Source organism: Streptomyces sp. NPDC101160 (assembly GCF_044768205.1).
In the GTDB taxonomy this organism is placed as follows: domain Bacteria; phylum Actinomycetota; class Actinomycetes; order Streptomycetales; family Streptomycetaceae; genus Streptomyces.
This window is the reverse complement of record NZ_JBIWPJ010000006.1, coordinates 154,837-169,829: the sequence shown is the minus strand read 5'-3', so window position 1 is coordinate 169,829 and position 14,993 is coordinate 154,837. Positions and strand designations below refer to the sequence as shown.

The window sequence follows — 14,993 nt, the reverse complement described above, 5'->3', positions numbered from 1 at the left end:
GGAGGCGACGTCATGAGAGCTCGGCACCACTTCCATATCGATTACCGGGGCCACTCGGTGAGCGCCACCGTCCAGACCGGGCACCGGCCGGTCGTCGAGATCCTGGTCGACGGCAAGGAGACGGGTCACGCGACGACCGAACACGACCGTCCGGTCACGCTCCACATAGAGCTGCCGACGGAGCCTCCGACGCCGGTCACCGTGCGGGCGACCCCGGGCCCGGGCGTGCCGCGCTGCCTGCTGCTCGGGCCGGAGGAGCAGGAGCCGCATGTGATGGCCCCGCGTATCTACTGATCCCGGTACCGGTTCCGGCACTGATCCTGGTAGCGACCCCCGCACTGATCCCGGCACTGATCCTTGCTGGGGCGGCCCCGCCCGGTCAGCTGAGCCAGGCCATCCCGATCAGCAGGAAGACGACGAAGGCGACGGCCCCGGCGACGGCCGCGGTACGGCGCGGGCGGCGCCGTGAGATGGCCGCGATCGGGTTCTCGGCGGGCGCGGCCGCGCGCCGCGAACGTGGTCCGGGTGTAGCCGGGCCGGGGACCGGTCTCGGAGGCGCGGAGTGCGGTGCCGCGTGCGATGCGGACCGCGGTGCGACGTGCGGCGCGGAGTGCGGTGCCGAGTGCAGTGCGGGCCGCGGTGCCGGATGCTGTGCGGGGTTCGGCACGGGCTGGGGATGCGGCGCGGGTACGGCCTGTGGCAGCGGCTGCGGCTGGTCGCGCCACGAGCCGGAGGCGAACCAGTCGGCGATGGCCTGGGCCTGTGGCCGCTGCTCCGGCTGCTTGGCGAGCAGCGTGAGCAGGAAGTCCTCGAAGGCAACCGGTATCGGCACACCGAACTGCCGCGGCGGCGCGGGTGGGGTGTCGATGTGCTGGTAGAGCAGCGCGGTCGCGGTGTCGGCGCGGAACGGAGGCTGGCCGGTGAGCAGTTGGTAGAGCACGCAGCCGAGCGAGTAGACGTCCGAGGCGGGCGAGGCGGGCTGCCCCAGCGCCCGCTCCGGCGCCAGATAGAGCCCCGTGCCGACGATCTGGCCGGTCGTGGTGAGCGCGGCCGACGGGTCGTCGACGAAGCGCGCGATGCCGAAGTCGGCGAGTTTGACGGTCCCGTGGGAGTCCATGAGCAGGTTGCCGGGCTTGATGTCACGGTGCACCACGCCCTGCCGGTGCGCCGCCGCGAGGCCTGCCGCCGCGTGCGCGGCGACGGTCGCGACCTGCTCGGCGGAGTACACCGTCGAGTGGTTCCGGTCGCCGGCGAGGCTGTCGCCGTCGACCAACTCCATGACGAGGTACAGCTTTCCGTCCCAGGTGCCGAAGTCGAAGACGCCGACGACGTGCGGGTGGCTCAGCCGTGCCGCGGTCTGCGCCTCCAGCCGGAACCGGTCGGCCGCCGACGGGTCGTGCTCGTGACCCAGCATCAGCTTCACGGCCACGTCGCGCCCGAGCACCTCGTCGGTCGCCCGCCAGACCTCGCCCATGCCGCCACGTCCGACGCACACCTGGAGCCGATATCGGTCCGCGACCAGCACCTGAGACCCACCCTTCTCTTGATGACTCATCGTAGAGCGGGTTCAGCGCGGCGCTTCCTCAAGCCCCGGTCTCCCGAGTGCCTGACGCTCAGGTTCCGGAGCCTCGAGTCCCCCGCTCGGGAAAGCCGTGGGTGCGCGCGCCGACGACCACGAGCAGCACCGGCACCAGGAGCAGCAGCACGCTCCATGGGAAGGACGCCGGGCCGAGGGTGTCGAGGAGGACGCCGCCGGTCACGCCGCCGCCCGCCATCAGAGTGTTCCAGACGGTGACGAGCAGGGCCTGGCCCCGGTCGCCGCCCGCGTCGGTGACCGCCGTCTGCAGCAGGGTGGCGAGCCCGCCCCAGCCGAGGCCCCACAGCACCATGGAGCCGTAGACGACGACCGCGTCGTCCGCGAAGGGGATCAGGAGCGCGGCGGCGAGCAGGAACAGGACCGTGCTGCCGATGGTGAGTTCGCGCAGCCTGCGGTCGATCAGAGCGCCGGTGACGAGGATGCTCACCATCGAAGCGAGGCCGAACACCAGGAGTACGAGGTCACGTTGGCCGCTCATGCCGTACGCGTCGAGGAACGAGGCGATGTACGTGTAGAAGGTGTTGTGCGCCAGTACGTAGGCGGCGACGACGAACAGCACGGCGGCGACGCCCGGCAGCCGGACGGCCCGCAGGATGGGCTCGCGGCGGCCCGGCCGCTGTCCCGGGTGGTCCGGGACCGACACGAGGATCCACCCCAGCAGGAGCACCGACACCAGGGTGACGAGCCCGAAGGTCACCCGCCAGCCGACCAGCGAGCCGAGGAAGGTGCCCGCCGGGATGCCCAGGGAGAGGGCGAGCGGGATGCCCGCCATGGCGATGGCGATCGCCCGGCCGGCGAGGTGGGGCGGGGCGAGCCGGCGGGCGTAGACGACGAGTTCGGCCCAGACGGCGGCCGAGGCGACTCCGGCGACCAGTCGGAACGCCATGGTCAGCGGATAGCAGGCGGAGAGGGCGGTGACGGTGTTGGCGACGGCGAACACCGCCACGGCCGTCACGAGCAGCCGCTTGCGCCGCCAGCCGGCGGTGAGAGCGGCCAGTGGCACGGCCGCGAGCCCGGAGGCGAGCGCGTACACGGTCAGCGCCTGCCCGGCCGCCGACTCGCTGACGGACAGGCCGCGGGCCATCTCGGGCAGGACACCGGCGGGCAGCGCCTCGGTGAGGACCACCACGAAGGCGGCGGTGGCGAGGGCGAGCAGGGGCGAGAGCGGAAGCTTCTGATCCGTGTCGACAGGACGTTTCGACGTACGGACCGAGGTCGTGGTCGTCATGCCCGACATCGTTAAAGATTCACATTGATGTGAGGGTCAAGCCGAGCGCCAAGCCGAGCGCCGAGCCGACGATCACGCGGGCATCCACGCACTGACGCAGACGGCGTACGGGGAGGTGGTCGTACGGGTCGGGAAGCCGTACGCCGTGAGCGCGGCCGCCGTCCGGGCGGCGGCCTGCGTCGAGCGGTCGGCCGGCCCCCCGCCGTACCCGAAGAACAGGTGCAGCGCCCCGCCGGGCACCAGCACGCGCTCCAGCACGGCGAGCTCGCGGTCCGGCGAGCGGGTCCAGAACACGTTGACGTTGAAGGCGAACACCGCGTTGAACTCGTGCCGTTCGGCCAGGTCGAGCAGGGGCAGCGTGCGGACCTCCGCCCGCCCGGCGGCGATCTGACCGGCGAGCCGGCGGCGCGCCAGGGCGGTGGCCCTGGCCGAGCGGTCGATCGCCACGATCCGTCCGCCGCCGCCGGAGAGCCGCTCGCACACGAGCGCGGCGGCCGCGCCGTTGCCGCAGCCGATCTCCAGGACGCGGTCGTCGGGCCTCAGATCGAGGACCGTCAGCGCCCAGGCGAAACGCGGGGGAATCGCAGCCATGCGGCCACCTTACGGCGGCGGCTCGCCGTGGAGACACCGGAAGAAGACCGTCAGGCCCGGCCTGTTCCCCTTCACGACACCCTGGCATCGCGGACTGTTCACGGCCCGCTCCTAGCGTCGCTGACACCCGGCTCTGCCGGGTGCGTCGCACCCGGCACACGACGGGGCCGAGGAGCGACGCCCAGCGTCTAGGAGCATCCGCATGCGCAGATCCGTCAGGATCCTGACGGTCGTCGCCACGACCGGCGCCCTCGCCGCCGGCAGCGCCGTGGCGGCCAACTCGGCGCCCCAGCACGGGGGCAAGGGCAACGAGATACGCAACGTCATCTACCTGCTCGGCGACGGCATGGGCCGCACCCACGTCACCGCCGCCCGCGAGCGGTACTACGGCGCCACCGGCAAGCTGAACATGGAGCGGCTGCCGAACTACGGCGCCGTCGCCACGTACGCCGTCGAGAAGGACAGCGACCAGCCCGCACTGGTCACCGACTCCGCCAGCTCGGCCACCGCCTGGTCGACCGGCGTGAAGACGTACAACGCCGCCATCAGCGTCGACGCCTACGAGAAGAAGAGGGCGACCCTGATGGAGCAGGCCCACCAGGCCGGCTTCGCCACGGGCAACGTCTCCACCGCCGAGATCACCGACGCGACCCCGGCCGCCCAGTTCAGCCACGCGCTGCTGCGCGGCTGCCAGGGCCCGGTCTACTCGGACGCCTCCTGCCTGCCGAAGAAGGCCGACGGCACCTTCGAGGACAAGCCTGCCGACCAGACCCTGATCACGCCGATCGCCGAGCAGATCGCCCGCAACGGCACCGCCGACGTCATCCTCGGCGGCGGCCTGGCCCGCTTCGAGCCGGACGACCAGAAGGCGCTGCAGGCTCAGGGCTACCAGGTCCTCGGCAGCTTCGGCGACCCGGCGCTGCCCGCGCAGACCGCCGCCACCCAGAAGGTCGCCACCAAGGCCGACCTGGCGAACGTCAGGCGCGGCAAGGTCGTCGGCCTGTTCAGCCGCGGCAACCTGACCGTCGAGCAGGCCAAGGCCAAGCTGCCTGCCGACGCGCCGCAGCAGCAGGAGCCGACCCTCGCGGAGATGACCAAGAAGTCCATCTCCCTGCTCGACGGCCGCTCCAAGAAGGGCTTCCTGCTCCAGATCGAGGGCGCCCAGATCGACAAGCGGTCGCACGCCAACGACGCGGCGCAGACCCTCGGTGAGATCAAGGCGTTCGACGACGCCGTCAAGGCCGCGGTCGACTTCGCCAAGAAGGACGGCCACACCCTGGTCGTCGTGACGGCGGACCACGAGTGCGCCGGCTTCAACATCATCGAGAAGGGCACCTTCACCAACGCCGAGGCGGCCGCCCCGCCGGCCAACACCGACGCGGGCAACCCGGCGAACAACTCCACGCCGTCGCGCTCCTCCTCGGCCAACGTCAAGGACCCGGCCCGCTCCACCGGCATCGTCAACGGCGCCGGGGCGAACGACCCGAAGAACTTCGGCCCGGCCACCTTCCGCACCCCGGACGACCCGGCGGACGTGCAGGACGGCAGCCCGGAGGCCAGCCTCTGGCTGTCCTACCTGTCCGGCAACCACACCGGCGCCGACGTCCCGATCTACGCGTACGGCCCGGGCGGCAAGCGCTTCGCCGTCAGCCAGAACAACGTCGAGCTGTACGGCAAGATGTACCGCTCGCTGTTCGGCACGGCTCCGCGCAACGACTGAGCCCGTTCGCGGGGCCGGGGCGCGTCCCACGCGGAGCGCCCCGGCCCCGCGCCTCGTCTTCGCAGGTCCCCGCGCCTGGTCTTCGCAGGTCCCCACCCTCCCCGGAGTTCGCCGATGAGCCCGCTCACCCGCACCACCAAGGCCGCCGTGCTCGGCCTCCTCGCCCCGGCCGCCCTGCTCGCGACGCTCACCGCCTGCGGCGGCCCCTCGGCGGACGGCGGGCAGGACGCGGCCCCTGAGCCCCGGCCGACCGCCACCGCGGCCGCCCAGGTCACCTTCCCCGCCCCGCGCACCGCCCCGCCCGCCGCGCCGACCCTCACCCCGGCCCCCACCAAGGGCGAAGTCCGCGTCGAACAGGGCCCCTTCACCGACCGCGTCCGCCTCACCCGCCTGGCGCTCGCGTCCGCTGCCGCCGAGCCGCGGGTCACCGGCCACCTGGCCATCACCTCCGACGTCAGCGACGTCCTGGCCCTCGAACTCCGCGCCGCCTACTACGACGAGCACGGCCGGCTCCTCGGCACCGGCTCCTTCCAGTACCAGGAGGAGGGCGAGGACGCGCACGGCACCGAGCGCCACGACGGCCCCCGCGCCGCCGGCGACGGCATCGACTTCACCGTCCCGGCGAAGGGCCTCACGGGGACGCCGGTGGCCGCGGTGGTCTCCGTACCGGTGCTGGTCAACGAGTAGCCTCGGAAAACCGTTTGGCGGACCAGGGCACGGCTGCTACTTTTCCGGAAGCCGTGCAAGAGAACGAGGAGGTGGTACCCGTGAACGCAGTATCGACATGGGTGCTCCCCTCCGGGGTCACGGTCGGGCGATAGGTCGTCGTCCGGGAGCGCCGTTTCACGAGCCCTCCCGAAAGGCACGACCATGCACTTCACTTCTGAGCAGCGCTTCGACGACGGCGTCCTCGAGCGCGAATTCACCCTGGGCGAGATCCCCGGCATCCTGTGGACCCCCGGATCCGCGTCCGCATCCGCACCGGTTCCGCTGATCCTGATCGGCCTCCCCCCTCTCGGACTGCACAAGGTGTACTCCCGGGTGGCGGGGCGAGCCCGCTTTTACGCGGCGGAGTACGGCTTCGCCGCGGCGACCATCGAGCTCCCCGGGAGCGGCGAGCGGCCCCGTCTGGCCGCCCTCGAACAGGCCCGGGCCGACCTGCGCCGGGCGATGCAGGCCGGCGAGCCGATCGGCGACGAGATCGTCGCCCCCCTCGTCCTCCCGCTGGTCGACCTGGCGGTCCCTGAGTGGCGGGCCACCCTGGACGCCCTCCTGGAGCTGCCCGAGATCGGCGGCCCGGTCGCGTACGAGGGCGGAGTGATCTCCATCGGCATCCGGCTGGCGGCGGTCGACCCCCGCATCGCGGCCGCCGCCCTCTTCGCCGGGACTTTCGTGCCCGCCGCCATGTTCGAGGAGGCCCGCCGGGTCACCGTTCCGCTGCAGGTCCTGCTGCAGTGGGACGACGAGGCGAACGACCGGCAGGCGGCCCTGGACCTCTTCGACGCCTTCGGCTCCAAGGAGAAGACCCTGCACGCCAACCTCGGCGGCCACACCGGCGTCCCGCAGTACGAGGTCGACGCCGGGGCCCGGTTCTTCACCCGCCACCTGAAGTGACACCGGGCCGTTCGCGGCCCTGATCGCTCGCCCCTCAAGAGGTCGAGGCGACTGCCACCACGGTGGCAGTCGCCGGCATCCGCCACGGCCGGACACGCGGGGAGCGACACCCACGCGACGTAGGCCCGGAGACACAGACAGGTGAGGCCGGTACTGAGATCAGTACCGGCCTCACCTGCTGTTTCGGCTGTCGGGGTGGCGGGATTTGAACCCACGACCTCTTCGTCCCGAACGAAGCGCGCTGCCAAGCTGCGCTACACCCCGATGTCGCTACTTTGGTCTTCCCTCGCGGCGACATCGATTACTTTAGCCCACCCGCGCCCAGAGACGAAATCCGGTTCTCGCGGCCCCCCACCGCAGGTCGGAAGCGGTCGGCCGTGACGAGAGCGAGGCCGAGGCCGTAGGAGGCGAGACCCAGGACGAGCGCGTTGACGAGGACGCCGGGGTAGCCGTGCGCGGGGACGTCCAGGAAGGGGTACGGGTAGCGGGTCGGGGTGTCGGGGGAGACGAGGGCGCCGCGGGTGAGGGCGAAGGCGAAGTAGGCCGCGGGGGCCGCGAGCCACTGGGCGGCGTGGCGCCACTGGAGGGCGGCCGGACGGGTGAGGAGGAGCCAGTCGATGAGCACGCCGATCGGGGTGACGGTGTGCAGGAGCTGATTGGCGACGGCCCGCGCGCCGGTGAGGCGGGCGATGGCGTCGGCCGCGTTGAACTCGCTCGACGCGTTGTCCAGGACCAGGTGGAAGACGAGCCCCACGACGGTGATGCAGAGGACCACCCCGCCCGTCCACAGCGCCGGGAGCGGTGGCTCGCGCCGCCAGGCCCGGACGGCGCCCAGGCCGAGGACGACGGCGACGGCGGTGTTCGACCAGACCGTGAAGAAGCTGAAGATGACGAGGGGGCTGCCCTCGACGCACTCGAGCACGATGCCGGTCGCCGCGGCCAGGGCGATCAGCACGCGGAAGGCGGCAGTGAGGCGATACGGCATGGGCCTCACCGTATGCGCCGTACGAGTGGCGGCGCAGGCGGCGAGGCCGAAGCCGTGCGGCTCGGTCGGCGGACCCGTACGGCTCAGTCCCGCGCCGTCAGCGTCAGCAGCGTCGCCTCCGGCGGGCAGGCGAAGCGGACCGGCGTGTAGCGGTTGGTGCCGCAGCCGGCGGAGACGTGGAGGTACGAGGTGTGGCCGCCGGCCGTGTGGGTGGAGAGGCCCTTCACGCGGTCGGTGTCCAGGTCGCAGTTGGTGACCAGGGCGCCGTAGAAGGGGATGCACAGCTGACCGCCGTGGGTGTGCCCGGCGAGGACCAGGTCGTAGCCGTCCGCTGTGAACGCGTCGAGGGCCCGCAGGTAGGGCGCGTGGACCACGCCGAGCGTGAAGTCGGCGTCGCGGTCGGGGCCGCCCGCGACGCGCTCGTACCGGTCGCGCTTGATGTGCGGGTCGTCGATGCCGGTGAACGCGAGGTCAAGGTCGGGCAGCTTGAGCCGGCCGCGGGTGTTGGTGAGGTTGACCCAGCCGGCCGCGTCGAAGGCGTCCCGCAGGTCCTCCCAGGGGTTGTGCACGGCGCCGACCACCGGCGGGTTGCCGTTCAGGCCGTGCTTGCCCTGCACCTTCTCCTTCAGATAGAGCGCGGGGTTGCGCAGCCGCGGCCCGTAGTAGTCGTTGGAGCCGAAGACGTACACGCCCGGGAACTCCATCAGCGGCCCCAGCGCGTCGAGCACCTCCGGCACCGCCTCCGTGTCGGAGAGGTTGTCGCCAGTGTTGACGACGAAGTCGGGGCGCAGCCCCGCGAGCGACTGCAGCCAGGCGCGCTTCTTGTCCTGGCCGGACACCATGTGGATGTCGGAGACCTGGAGGACCCGCAGGTCACGCATGCCGCGGGGGAGCACCGGGATGGTCACCCGGCGCAGTCGGAAGGAGCGGGCTTCGAAGCCCGCCGCGTAGACGAGTCCGGCCGCGGCCGTCGCCGCGAGGCCGGCCGTGATCTTCAGGGGGATCCCGTACCGTGCGCGCATCCCCTTATCGTCGCAGACCCGGTGAGCCGAAATGCGCGGGCGGTACCGGCCCGTCACCTGACACACTTGACCCCATGACCACGCTCAAGGCCAAGCTCCAGGACGACCTCACCGCCGCGATCAAGGGGCGCGACGAACTGCGCTCCTCGACCCTGCGGATGACCATCGCCGCGATCAACAAGGAAGAGGTCGCGGGCAAGACCAAGCGCGAGCTCTCCGAAGACGAGGTGCAGAAGGTGATCGCCAAGGAGGCGAAGAAGCGCCGCGAGGCCGCGGACGCCTTCACCCAGGGCGGTCGCACCGAGTCCGCCGCCCGTGAGCTGGCCGAGGGCGAGATCCTCGACGCGTACCTGCCCAAGCAGCTGAGCGACGAGGAGCTGGAGGCCGTCGTGGCCGCCGCCGTCGAGGAGGCGAAGGCCGCCGGCGCCGAGGGGCCGCGCGCGATGGGCGCCGTCATGAAGATCGTGAACCCGAAGGTCGCGGGCCAGGCGGAGGGCGGCCGCGTCGCCGCCGCGGTGAAGAAGCTGCTCGCCGGCTGACACCCCTGACGGCTGACATCCGTAGTCGCGGACATATGAGGGCGCCCCTCCCGGACCGGGAGGGGCGCCCTTCGTCATGCGGTGTGCGGGTCCGTGGCGTGCCGGCCCGCGGTGTGCGGACCTGCGGTGTGCGGGCCCGCGGTGTGCGGGTCCGTGGCGTGCCGGCCCGCGGTGTGCGGCTCTACGGCTTGTGGTGGCCGCGGCCGGTCGTCCCGCCGATCAGGTTCGGCGGGATGACGACGCCGCCCGGGAGTGTCGTACCGGGCTGCGGGCCATGCGGCTTGTTGTCGTCGGGGCGCTTGGCCGGGTCCTTCGTCTTGTCCTCGGGGTTCGCCCCGCGCGGCAGGACGACCGGGACGAAGGACGAGGTCTGGCCGGCGTCGAGCGCGCCGGTCATCGCGATCTTCCAGATCGGGCCGGGGAGGCAGCCACCGCAGACCTTGTCGTAGTACTGGCCGCCGATGGTGATGTCGTACATCGGCCGCTTCTCGCCGACGTCGTCACCGACCCACACCGCCGTGGACAGGTTCGGCGTGTAGCCGACGAACCAGGCGTCCTTGCGGTCGTTGGTGGTACCCGTCTTGCCCGCGTTGTCGCGGTCGCTCAGACCGGCCCGGGTACCCGTGCCGTCCTCGACGACGCCCTTCAGCATCTGGTTGACGGTGTCGGCCGTCTTCTCGCTCATCGCCCGCGAGCACTGGCTCTGAGGGACCTTCAGCTTCTCGCCGTTGGCCGTCGTGATCGACTCGATGATAACGGGGGAGCAGTACGTGCCGCGGTTGGCGAACGTCGCGTAGACGGAGGCCATGTCGAGCGGGGTCGCCTCCTGGCCGCCGAGGGTGATGGAGGGGAGCTCCTTCAGCGTCTTGCCGAGCTCGCTCTCGTACCCCATCTTCTTCGCCATCTGCACCGTCTCGCACAGCCCGGTCATCTGCTCCAGGTTGGCGAAGTACGTGTTGATGGACTTGCCGAGCGCGCTGGTCATGTCCCAGCTGCCGGTCTCGGTCTCCATCTCGTTCTGCAGGTCCCAGTTGCCGGAGCCGGACGGGGCGCCCGAGCAGGTGGTGTACGAGTTCATCGGCACCGAGATCTTCCACGGCGTCGAGAACGACTGGGCCGGACTCAGCCCCTTCTCCAGGGCCGCCGCGGCGGTGATCGGCTTGAACGTCGAACCGACCTGGAAGCCGTACGTCGTGCCGCCCATCTTCTTGCCGACGGCGAGGTTGAGCGTCGTCTGGTGCAGCTTCTGGTCGAGGCCGTACGGGCGGGACTGGCCCATCGAAAGGATCTTGCCGGTGCCGGGCTGGACCTGGACCACCGTGGCGGCGACTGGGTCGTCCTTGTCGACCTTGGCGACCGCGGCCTCGTTGGCGGCGGCCTGGGCGCGCGGGTCGAGGGTGGTCCGGATGGTCAGACCGCCCAGGTTCCACAGCTTCTGGCGCTCCTCGGCGGTCTTGCCGAAGACCGGGTCGTTGAGGATCGTCTTGCGGACGTAGTCGCAGAAGAAGCCGGCGCCGTCGACGGCGGTGATGCAGCCGTTCTTCGGCGACTTCACCTTCAGCTTGATCGGGGTGGCCTTCGCCTTGTCGGCCTCCGCCTGGCTGATGTCCTTCACGTCGGCCATGCGCTGCAGGACGATGTTGCGGCGCTTGGTGGCCTCCTGGATGTCGTTCACCGGGTCGAAGCGGCTCGGCGACTGCACCAGGCCGGCCATCATGGCGGCCTCGGGGAGGGTCAGGTCGGCGGCGTGCTTGGAGAAATAGCGCTGCGAGGCGGCCTCGATGCCGTACGCCTGCTGCCCGAAGAACGTGATGTTGAGGTAGTTCTCCAGGATCTTCTTCTTGCCCAGCTCCTCCTCGACCTGGATCGCGAACTTCAGCTCGCGCACCTTGCGGCCCAGGGTCTGCTGGGTGGCGAGCGCGACCTTCTCCGGGTCGTCGCCGGCCTCCTCGACGAAGACGTTCTTCACGTACTGCTGGGTGAGCGTGGACGCGCCCTGCGCGACCCCGCCCGACTGCGCGTTGCGGTTGATGGCGCGCAGCACGCCCTTGAGGTCGATGGCGCCGTGCTCGTAGAAGCGCGAGTCCTCGATCGCGACGATCGCCTTCTGCATGTACGGCGAGATCTTCTCGATCGGCACGACCTTGCGGTCACGCGAGTACACGGTCGCGATGTGGCCGCCCTCGGAGTCGAGGATCGTCGTACGCTGACTCAGCGGCGGCGTCTTCAGGTTGGACGGGATCTCGTCGAACCCCTCGACCGTACCCTTGGCGGCCAGTCCGAGCGCCCCGGCCGCGGGCAGGGCGATGCCCGCCAGCACGGCTCCGGAGAGCACACTGACACCGAGGAACTTGGCGGCTTGCTGGGTCCGGGTGAGACCACCGCCCGAGCGCTTCTTTGCCATGGGGGCAGCCTACGTTCTCATTCGCCGGACACACGTATATGCCTTGGCCTAAGCTGCTCCCAACTGTCACAGCAGTGGGGTCCCGCATCAAGACCCGTGCGTGACATCGGCGTGAAAACCGGCCTTGACCGGCCTGATCGGCGTGAGATTCCGCGTACCCGAAGCGCGGGACGTTCATGCCTGAATCCGAGTCATGTCCGGAAAGGGAGTTATGTCCCTCGATCACTCCCCTGGGTGATCTCACGCGCACGCATAGTCCGTTCGGGCCATTCAAGATTGGGCCCGAAGGGGGTGTTGCGCTGTCGCCACCTTCCGTAACGTCCCAACTGGCAGCGGTGAATATGCCGCTACCGCCGTGGGGGAGCCTCGATTCGGGAGAGGACGGCGCCGGTATGGGCTGGGTAGCTGACTGGAGTGCGCAGGCGGCCTGCCGCACTACCGATCCGGATGAACTTTTCGTGCAGGGTGCGGCGCAGAACAGGGCGAAGGCGGTGTGCACCGGATGTCCGGTGCGGACCGAGTGCCTCGCCGACGCCCTCGACAACCGCGTGGAATTCGGCGTGTGGGGCGGCATGACGGAGCGCGAGCGGCGCGCCCTGCTGCGCCGTCGGCCCACCGTCACCTCGTGGCGCCGGCTTCTGGAGACCGCGCGCACGGAGTACGAGCGGGGAGCGGGCCTGCTGCCCGTGGCGATGGACGACGACGCGACGTACGAGACGTACGCGGCGGTGGGTTAGCCCCGCCGGGCGCACCGAGCGGCGCCCGCGGCGGGATCGCGCCTCGGCTACGGTATGCGGCCGACCGTCAGACGGTCACCGATGGCCCGCAGTCCGTCGAGGTCATGTACGTCACCGGGAAGGGCGGCCACTTCGGCGACCGCCACCTCCGGGTGAAGCGCGGTGAAGCGATCGCGCGTGCGCTGCTCACGCGCGAGCACCTGCATCCGCTCGGCATGCAGGCGCAGCAGACCGGCGGTGAGTTCCCTGACGTCCGGATCGCTGACGTCGGAGTCGTGCGTGTCGGCTGTGGGGGCAGCCTCAGGTGCGGACAACTGCGGCGGTACGGCGGCGGTGGCGAGGTCTGACGGCTCGGGAGCAGTGGCCAAGGGGCCACGCCCAGCAGTCTTCCCGGCGCCCTGATCCACAATGCGGCCCTCGTCAAGATTTTCTGCGGCGGCCCGCGCCCGCTCGGCCGACAGCCGGGCGGCGCCGCTGCCATGGACCCGGTTCAGGACGAGACCGGCCAGCGGCATCTCCTCCGCGGCCAGCCGCTCCACGAAGTACGCCGCCTCGCGCAGTGCGTCGCGCTCCGGCGTGGCGACCACAAGGAAGGCCGTGCCCGGCGCCTGGAGCAGCTTGTACGTGGCGTCCGCGCGGGTCCGGAAGCCGCCGAACATCGTGTCCATCGCGGCCACGAACGTCTGCACGTCCTTCAGGAACTGACCACCGAGCAGCTTCCCCAGCGTGCCCGTCATCATCGACATGCCGACGTTCAGGAACTTCATCCCCGCCCGGCCGCCGACCTTCGCCGGGGCCATGAGCAGCTTGATGAACTTCCCGTCCAGGAAGGACCCGAGCCGTTTCGGCGCGTCCAGGAAGTCCAGCGCCGAGCGGGACGGCGGAGTGTCGACCACGATCAGGTCCCACTCGTCCCGGGCCCGCAGCTGGCCCAGCTTCTCCATCGCCATGTACTCCTGCGTACCGGCGAAGCCGGCCGACAGGGACTGGTAGAACGGGTTCTCCAGGATCGCCCGGGCCCGGTCGGCGTCCGCGTGCGCCTCGACGATCTCGTCGAAGGTCCGCTTCATGTCGAGCATCATCGCGTGCAGTTCGCCGCCGTCGCAGCCCTTGATGCCGTCCACCTTGCGCGGCACGTTGTCGAGCGAGTCGATGCCCATCGACTGGGCGAGCCGGCGCGCCGGGTCGATGGTCAGCACCACCACCCGCCGGCCGCGCTCCGCCGCCCGGACGCCGAGCGCCGCCGCGGTCGTCGTCTTGCCGACGCCGCCCGCGCCGCAGCACACGATGATGCGGGTGGCCGGGTCGTCGAGCAGCGGGTCGAGCTCCAGGACGGGCGCGGTGTCGAGACCGCCCGCCTCCGGAACGGTCTTCCCCTTCCCCGCCGCCGTCTCGTCCTCCGCCCCGTCCGCGGTCCCGCTCTTCGTCCCAGCCTTCGCCTCGGTCTTCGTCTCGGTCTTCGCCCCGGTCTTCGCCCCGGTCTTCGCCCCGGTCACCTTGGTCGCCGTCACGCGCCCACCCCTTGTCCCCGCAGCTCCTTCGCCAGCCGGTACAGGCCGGCGATGTCCGCCCCGTCCCCCAGGAAGGGGAGTTCGTACGTCGGCACGCCGATGGCGTTCAGCGCCTCGCGCTGGGCCCGCTCCAGCTCCACCCGCTGAGCGTGCTCCGCCGCCTGCTCCAGGAGCGGTTCGACCAGCCGCGTACCGCCCTTGATGCCGACGGACGCCAACGCCCCGGCGACGGCATCCCGGTGGGCGCCGGAGGCGGCCCGTACCGCCGCCTCGTCGAGGACGTGCGGCCGGACCATGTTCACGATGGCGCGGCCGACGGGCAGTCCCGCCTCGCGCAGCTCCGCGATGCCGTCGGCGGTCTCCTGGACCGGCATCTCCTCCAGCAGCGTCACCAGATGCACCGCCGTGTCCGGCGACTTGAGGAAGCGCATGATCGCCTGTGCCTGGTTGTGTATCGGGCCGATCCGGGCGAGTCCGGCCACCTCGTCGTTGACGTTCAGGAAGCGGGTGATGCGGCCGGTCGGAGGCGCGTCCATCACCACGTAGTCGTAGGTGAAGCCGCCCTGCTTCTCGCGGCGGCGCACCGCCTCGCACGCCTTGCCGGTCAGCAGCACGTCACGGACGCCCGGCGCTATCGTCGTCGCGAAGTCGATCGCGCCGAGCTTCTTCAGGGCCCGGCCCGCGCTGCCCAGTTTGTAGAACATCTGGAGGTAGTCGAGGAGGGCGCGCTCGGCGTCGATCGCCAGCGCGAACACCTCGCCGCCGCCGGGCGCGACGGCGATCTTGCGTTCCTCGTACGGCAGCGCCTCCGCCTCGAAGAGCTGCGCGATGCCCTGCCTGCCCTCCACCTCGACCAGGAGGGTCCGCTTTCCCTCGGTCGCGAGGGCGAGCGCGAGTGCGGCGGCGACCGTCGTCTTACCGGTACCGCCCTTGCCGCTGACGACCTGGAGCCTGCTCACGTCTTCGAGCCTAACCACTGGCGGCCCGCACCAATCAGAGGGCCGCCCCGGAGAAGCCCCCGAGAAGCCCCGGAGACACCCCCGAG

At 71.1% G+C, this 14,993-nt stretch carries 14 protein-coding genes and 1 tRNA gene; 6 read left to right on the top strand and 9 right to left on the bottom strand.

Annotated features, from left to right (window positions below):
- The first annotated feature begins 12 nt into the window (after positions 1-12).
- Positions 13-294, top strand: a complete 282-nt coding sequence (locus ACIRSU_RS20155; RefSeq protein ID WP_403793902.1) for a hypothetical protein — start codon at positions 13-15, stop codon at positions 292-294.
- A gap of 85 nt (positions 295-379) precedes the next feature.
- Here ACIRSU_RS20155 and ACIRSU_RS20150 read toward each other — a convergent pair whose 3' ends face one another.
- The 3 genes from ACIRSU_RS20150 to ACIRSU_RS20140 all read right to left on the bottom strand — a co-directional run bounded on the left by ACIRSU_RS20150 (position 380) and on the right by ACIRSU_RS20140 (position 3,416).
- Positions 380-1,525: a protein kinase gene (locus ACIRSU_RS20150; protein ID WP_403793900.1), complete on the bottom strand. Its 1,146-nt coding sequence runs from the start codon at positions 1,523-1,525 to the stop codon at positions 380-382.
- A gap of 88 nt (positions 1,526-1,613) precedes the next feature.
- Positions 1,614-2,825 (bottom strand): MFS transporter, encoded by a 1,212-nt coding sequence (locus ACIRSU_RS20145; protein WP_403793898.1) that lies wholly within the window; start codon positions 2,823-2,825, stop codon positions 1,614-1,616.
- Between the two features lie 72 nt (positions 2,826-2,897).
- Positions 2,898-3,416, bottom strand: a complete 519-nt coding sequence (locus ACIRSU_RS20140; protein ID WP_403793896.1) for an SAM-dependent methyltransferase — start codon at positions 3,414-3,416, stop codon at positions 2,898-2,900.
- A gap of 202 nt (positions 3,417-3,618) precedes the next feature.
- Between ACIRSU_RS20140 and ACIRSU_RS20135 the strand changes: the two genes are divergently transcribed.
- The 3 genes from ACIRSU_RS20135 (at position 3,619) to ACIRSU_RS20125 (ending at position 6,750) form a co-directional block, all read left to right on the top strand.
- Positions 3,619-5,136: an alkaline phosphatase gene (locus ACIRSU_RS20135; protein ID WP_403793894.1), complete on the top strand. Its 1,518-nt coding sequence runs from the start codon at positions 3,619-3,621 to the stop codon at positions 5,134-5,136.
- Positions 5,137-5,250: 114 nt separating this feature from the next.
- Entirely contained in the window at positions 5,251-5,823 is a 573-nt protein-coding gene (locus tag ACIRSU_RS20130) for a hypothetical protein (RefSeq protein ID WP_403793893.1), read from the top strand.
- 183 nt (positions 5,824-6,006) lie between these two features.
- A complete protein-coding gene (locus tag ACIRSU_RS20125) occupies positions 6,007-6,750 on the top strand; it encodes an alpha/beta hydrolase (RefSeq protein ID WP_403793892.1) in 744 nt (247 codons plus the stop codon).
- 190 nt (positions 6,751-6,940) lie between these two features.
- On the opposite strand, the gene ACIRSU_RS20120 is transcribed toward ACIRSU_RS20125, so the two are convergent.
- The 3 genes from ACIRSU_RS20120 to ACIRSU_RS20110 all read right to left on the bottom strand — a co-directional run bounded on the left by ACIRSU_RS20120 (position 6,941) and on the right by ACIRSU_RS20110 (position 8,757).
- Positions 6,941-7,014 (bottom strand) — tRNA-Pro (locus tag ACIRSU_RS20120).
- A 37-nt stretch (positions 7,015-7,051) separates the two neighbouring features.
- Positions 7,052-7,735: a Pr6Pr family membrane protein gene (locus tag ACIRSU_RS20115; RefSeq protein WP_403793890.1), complete on the bottom strand. Its 684-nt coding sequence runs from the start codon at positions 7,733-7,735 to the stop codon at positions 7,052-7,054.
- An 83-nt stretch (positions 7,736-7,818) separates the two neighbouring features.
- Entirely contained in the window at positions 7,819-8,757 is a 939-nt protein-coding gene (locus ACIRSU_RS20110) for a metallophosphoesterase (RefSeq protein ID WP_403793888.1), read from the bottom strand.
- A 74-nt stretch (positions 8,758-8,831) separates the two neighbouring features.
- Between ACIRSU_RS20110 and ACIRSU_RS20105 the strand changes: the two genes are divergently transcribed.
- On the top strand, positions 8,832-9,296 hold the full coding sequence (locus ACIRSU_RS20105) for a GatB/YqeY domain-containing protein (RefSeq protein ID WP_403793886.1): 465 nt from the start codon (positions 8,832-8,834) through the stop codon (positions 9,294-9,296).
- A gap of 181 nt (positions 9,297-9,477) precedes the next feature.
- On the opposite strand, the gene ACIRSU_RS20100 is transcribed toward ACIRSU_RS20105, so the two are convergent.
- Positions 9,478-11,700 (bottom strand): transglycosylase domain-containing protein, encoded by a 2,223-nt coding sequence (locus tag ACIRSU_RS20100; RefSeq protein ID WP_403793884.1) that lies wholly within the window; start codon positions 11,698-11,700, stop codon positions 9,478-9,480.
- 392 nt (positions 11,701-12,092) lie between these two features.
- Here ACIRSU_RS20100 and ACIRSU_RS20095 point away from each other — a divergent pair, with 392 nt between their 5' ends.
- Positions 12,093-12,437: a WhiB family transcriptional regulator gene (locus ACIRSU_RS20095; protein ID WP_046910200.1), complete on the top strand. Its 345-nt coding sequence runs from the start codon at positions 12,093-12,095 to the stop codon at positions 12,435-12,437.
- Between the two features lie 47 nt (positions 12,438-12,484).
- On the opposite strand, the gene ACIRSU_RS20090 is transcribed toward ACIRSU_RS20095, so the two are convergent.
- On the bottom strand, positions 12,485-13,768 hold the full coding sequence (locus tag ACIRSU_RS20090; protein ID WP_403794879.1) for an ArsA family ATPase: 1,284 nt from the start codon (positions 13,766-13,768) through the stop codon (positions 12,485-12,487).
- Positions 13,769-13,944: 176 nt separating this feature from the next.
- Positions 13,945-14,907: an ArsA family ATPase gene (locus ACIRSU_RS20085; protein ID WP_403793882.1), complete on the bottom strand. Its 963-nt coding sequence runs from the start codon at positions 14,905-14,907 to the stop codon at positions 13,945-13,947.
- Positions 14,908-14,993 lie beyond the last annotated feature (86 nt).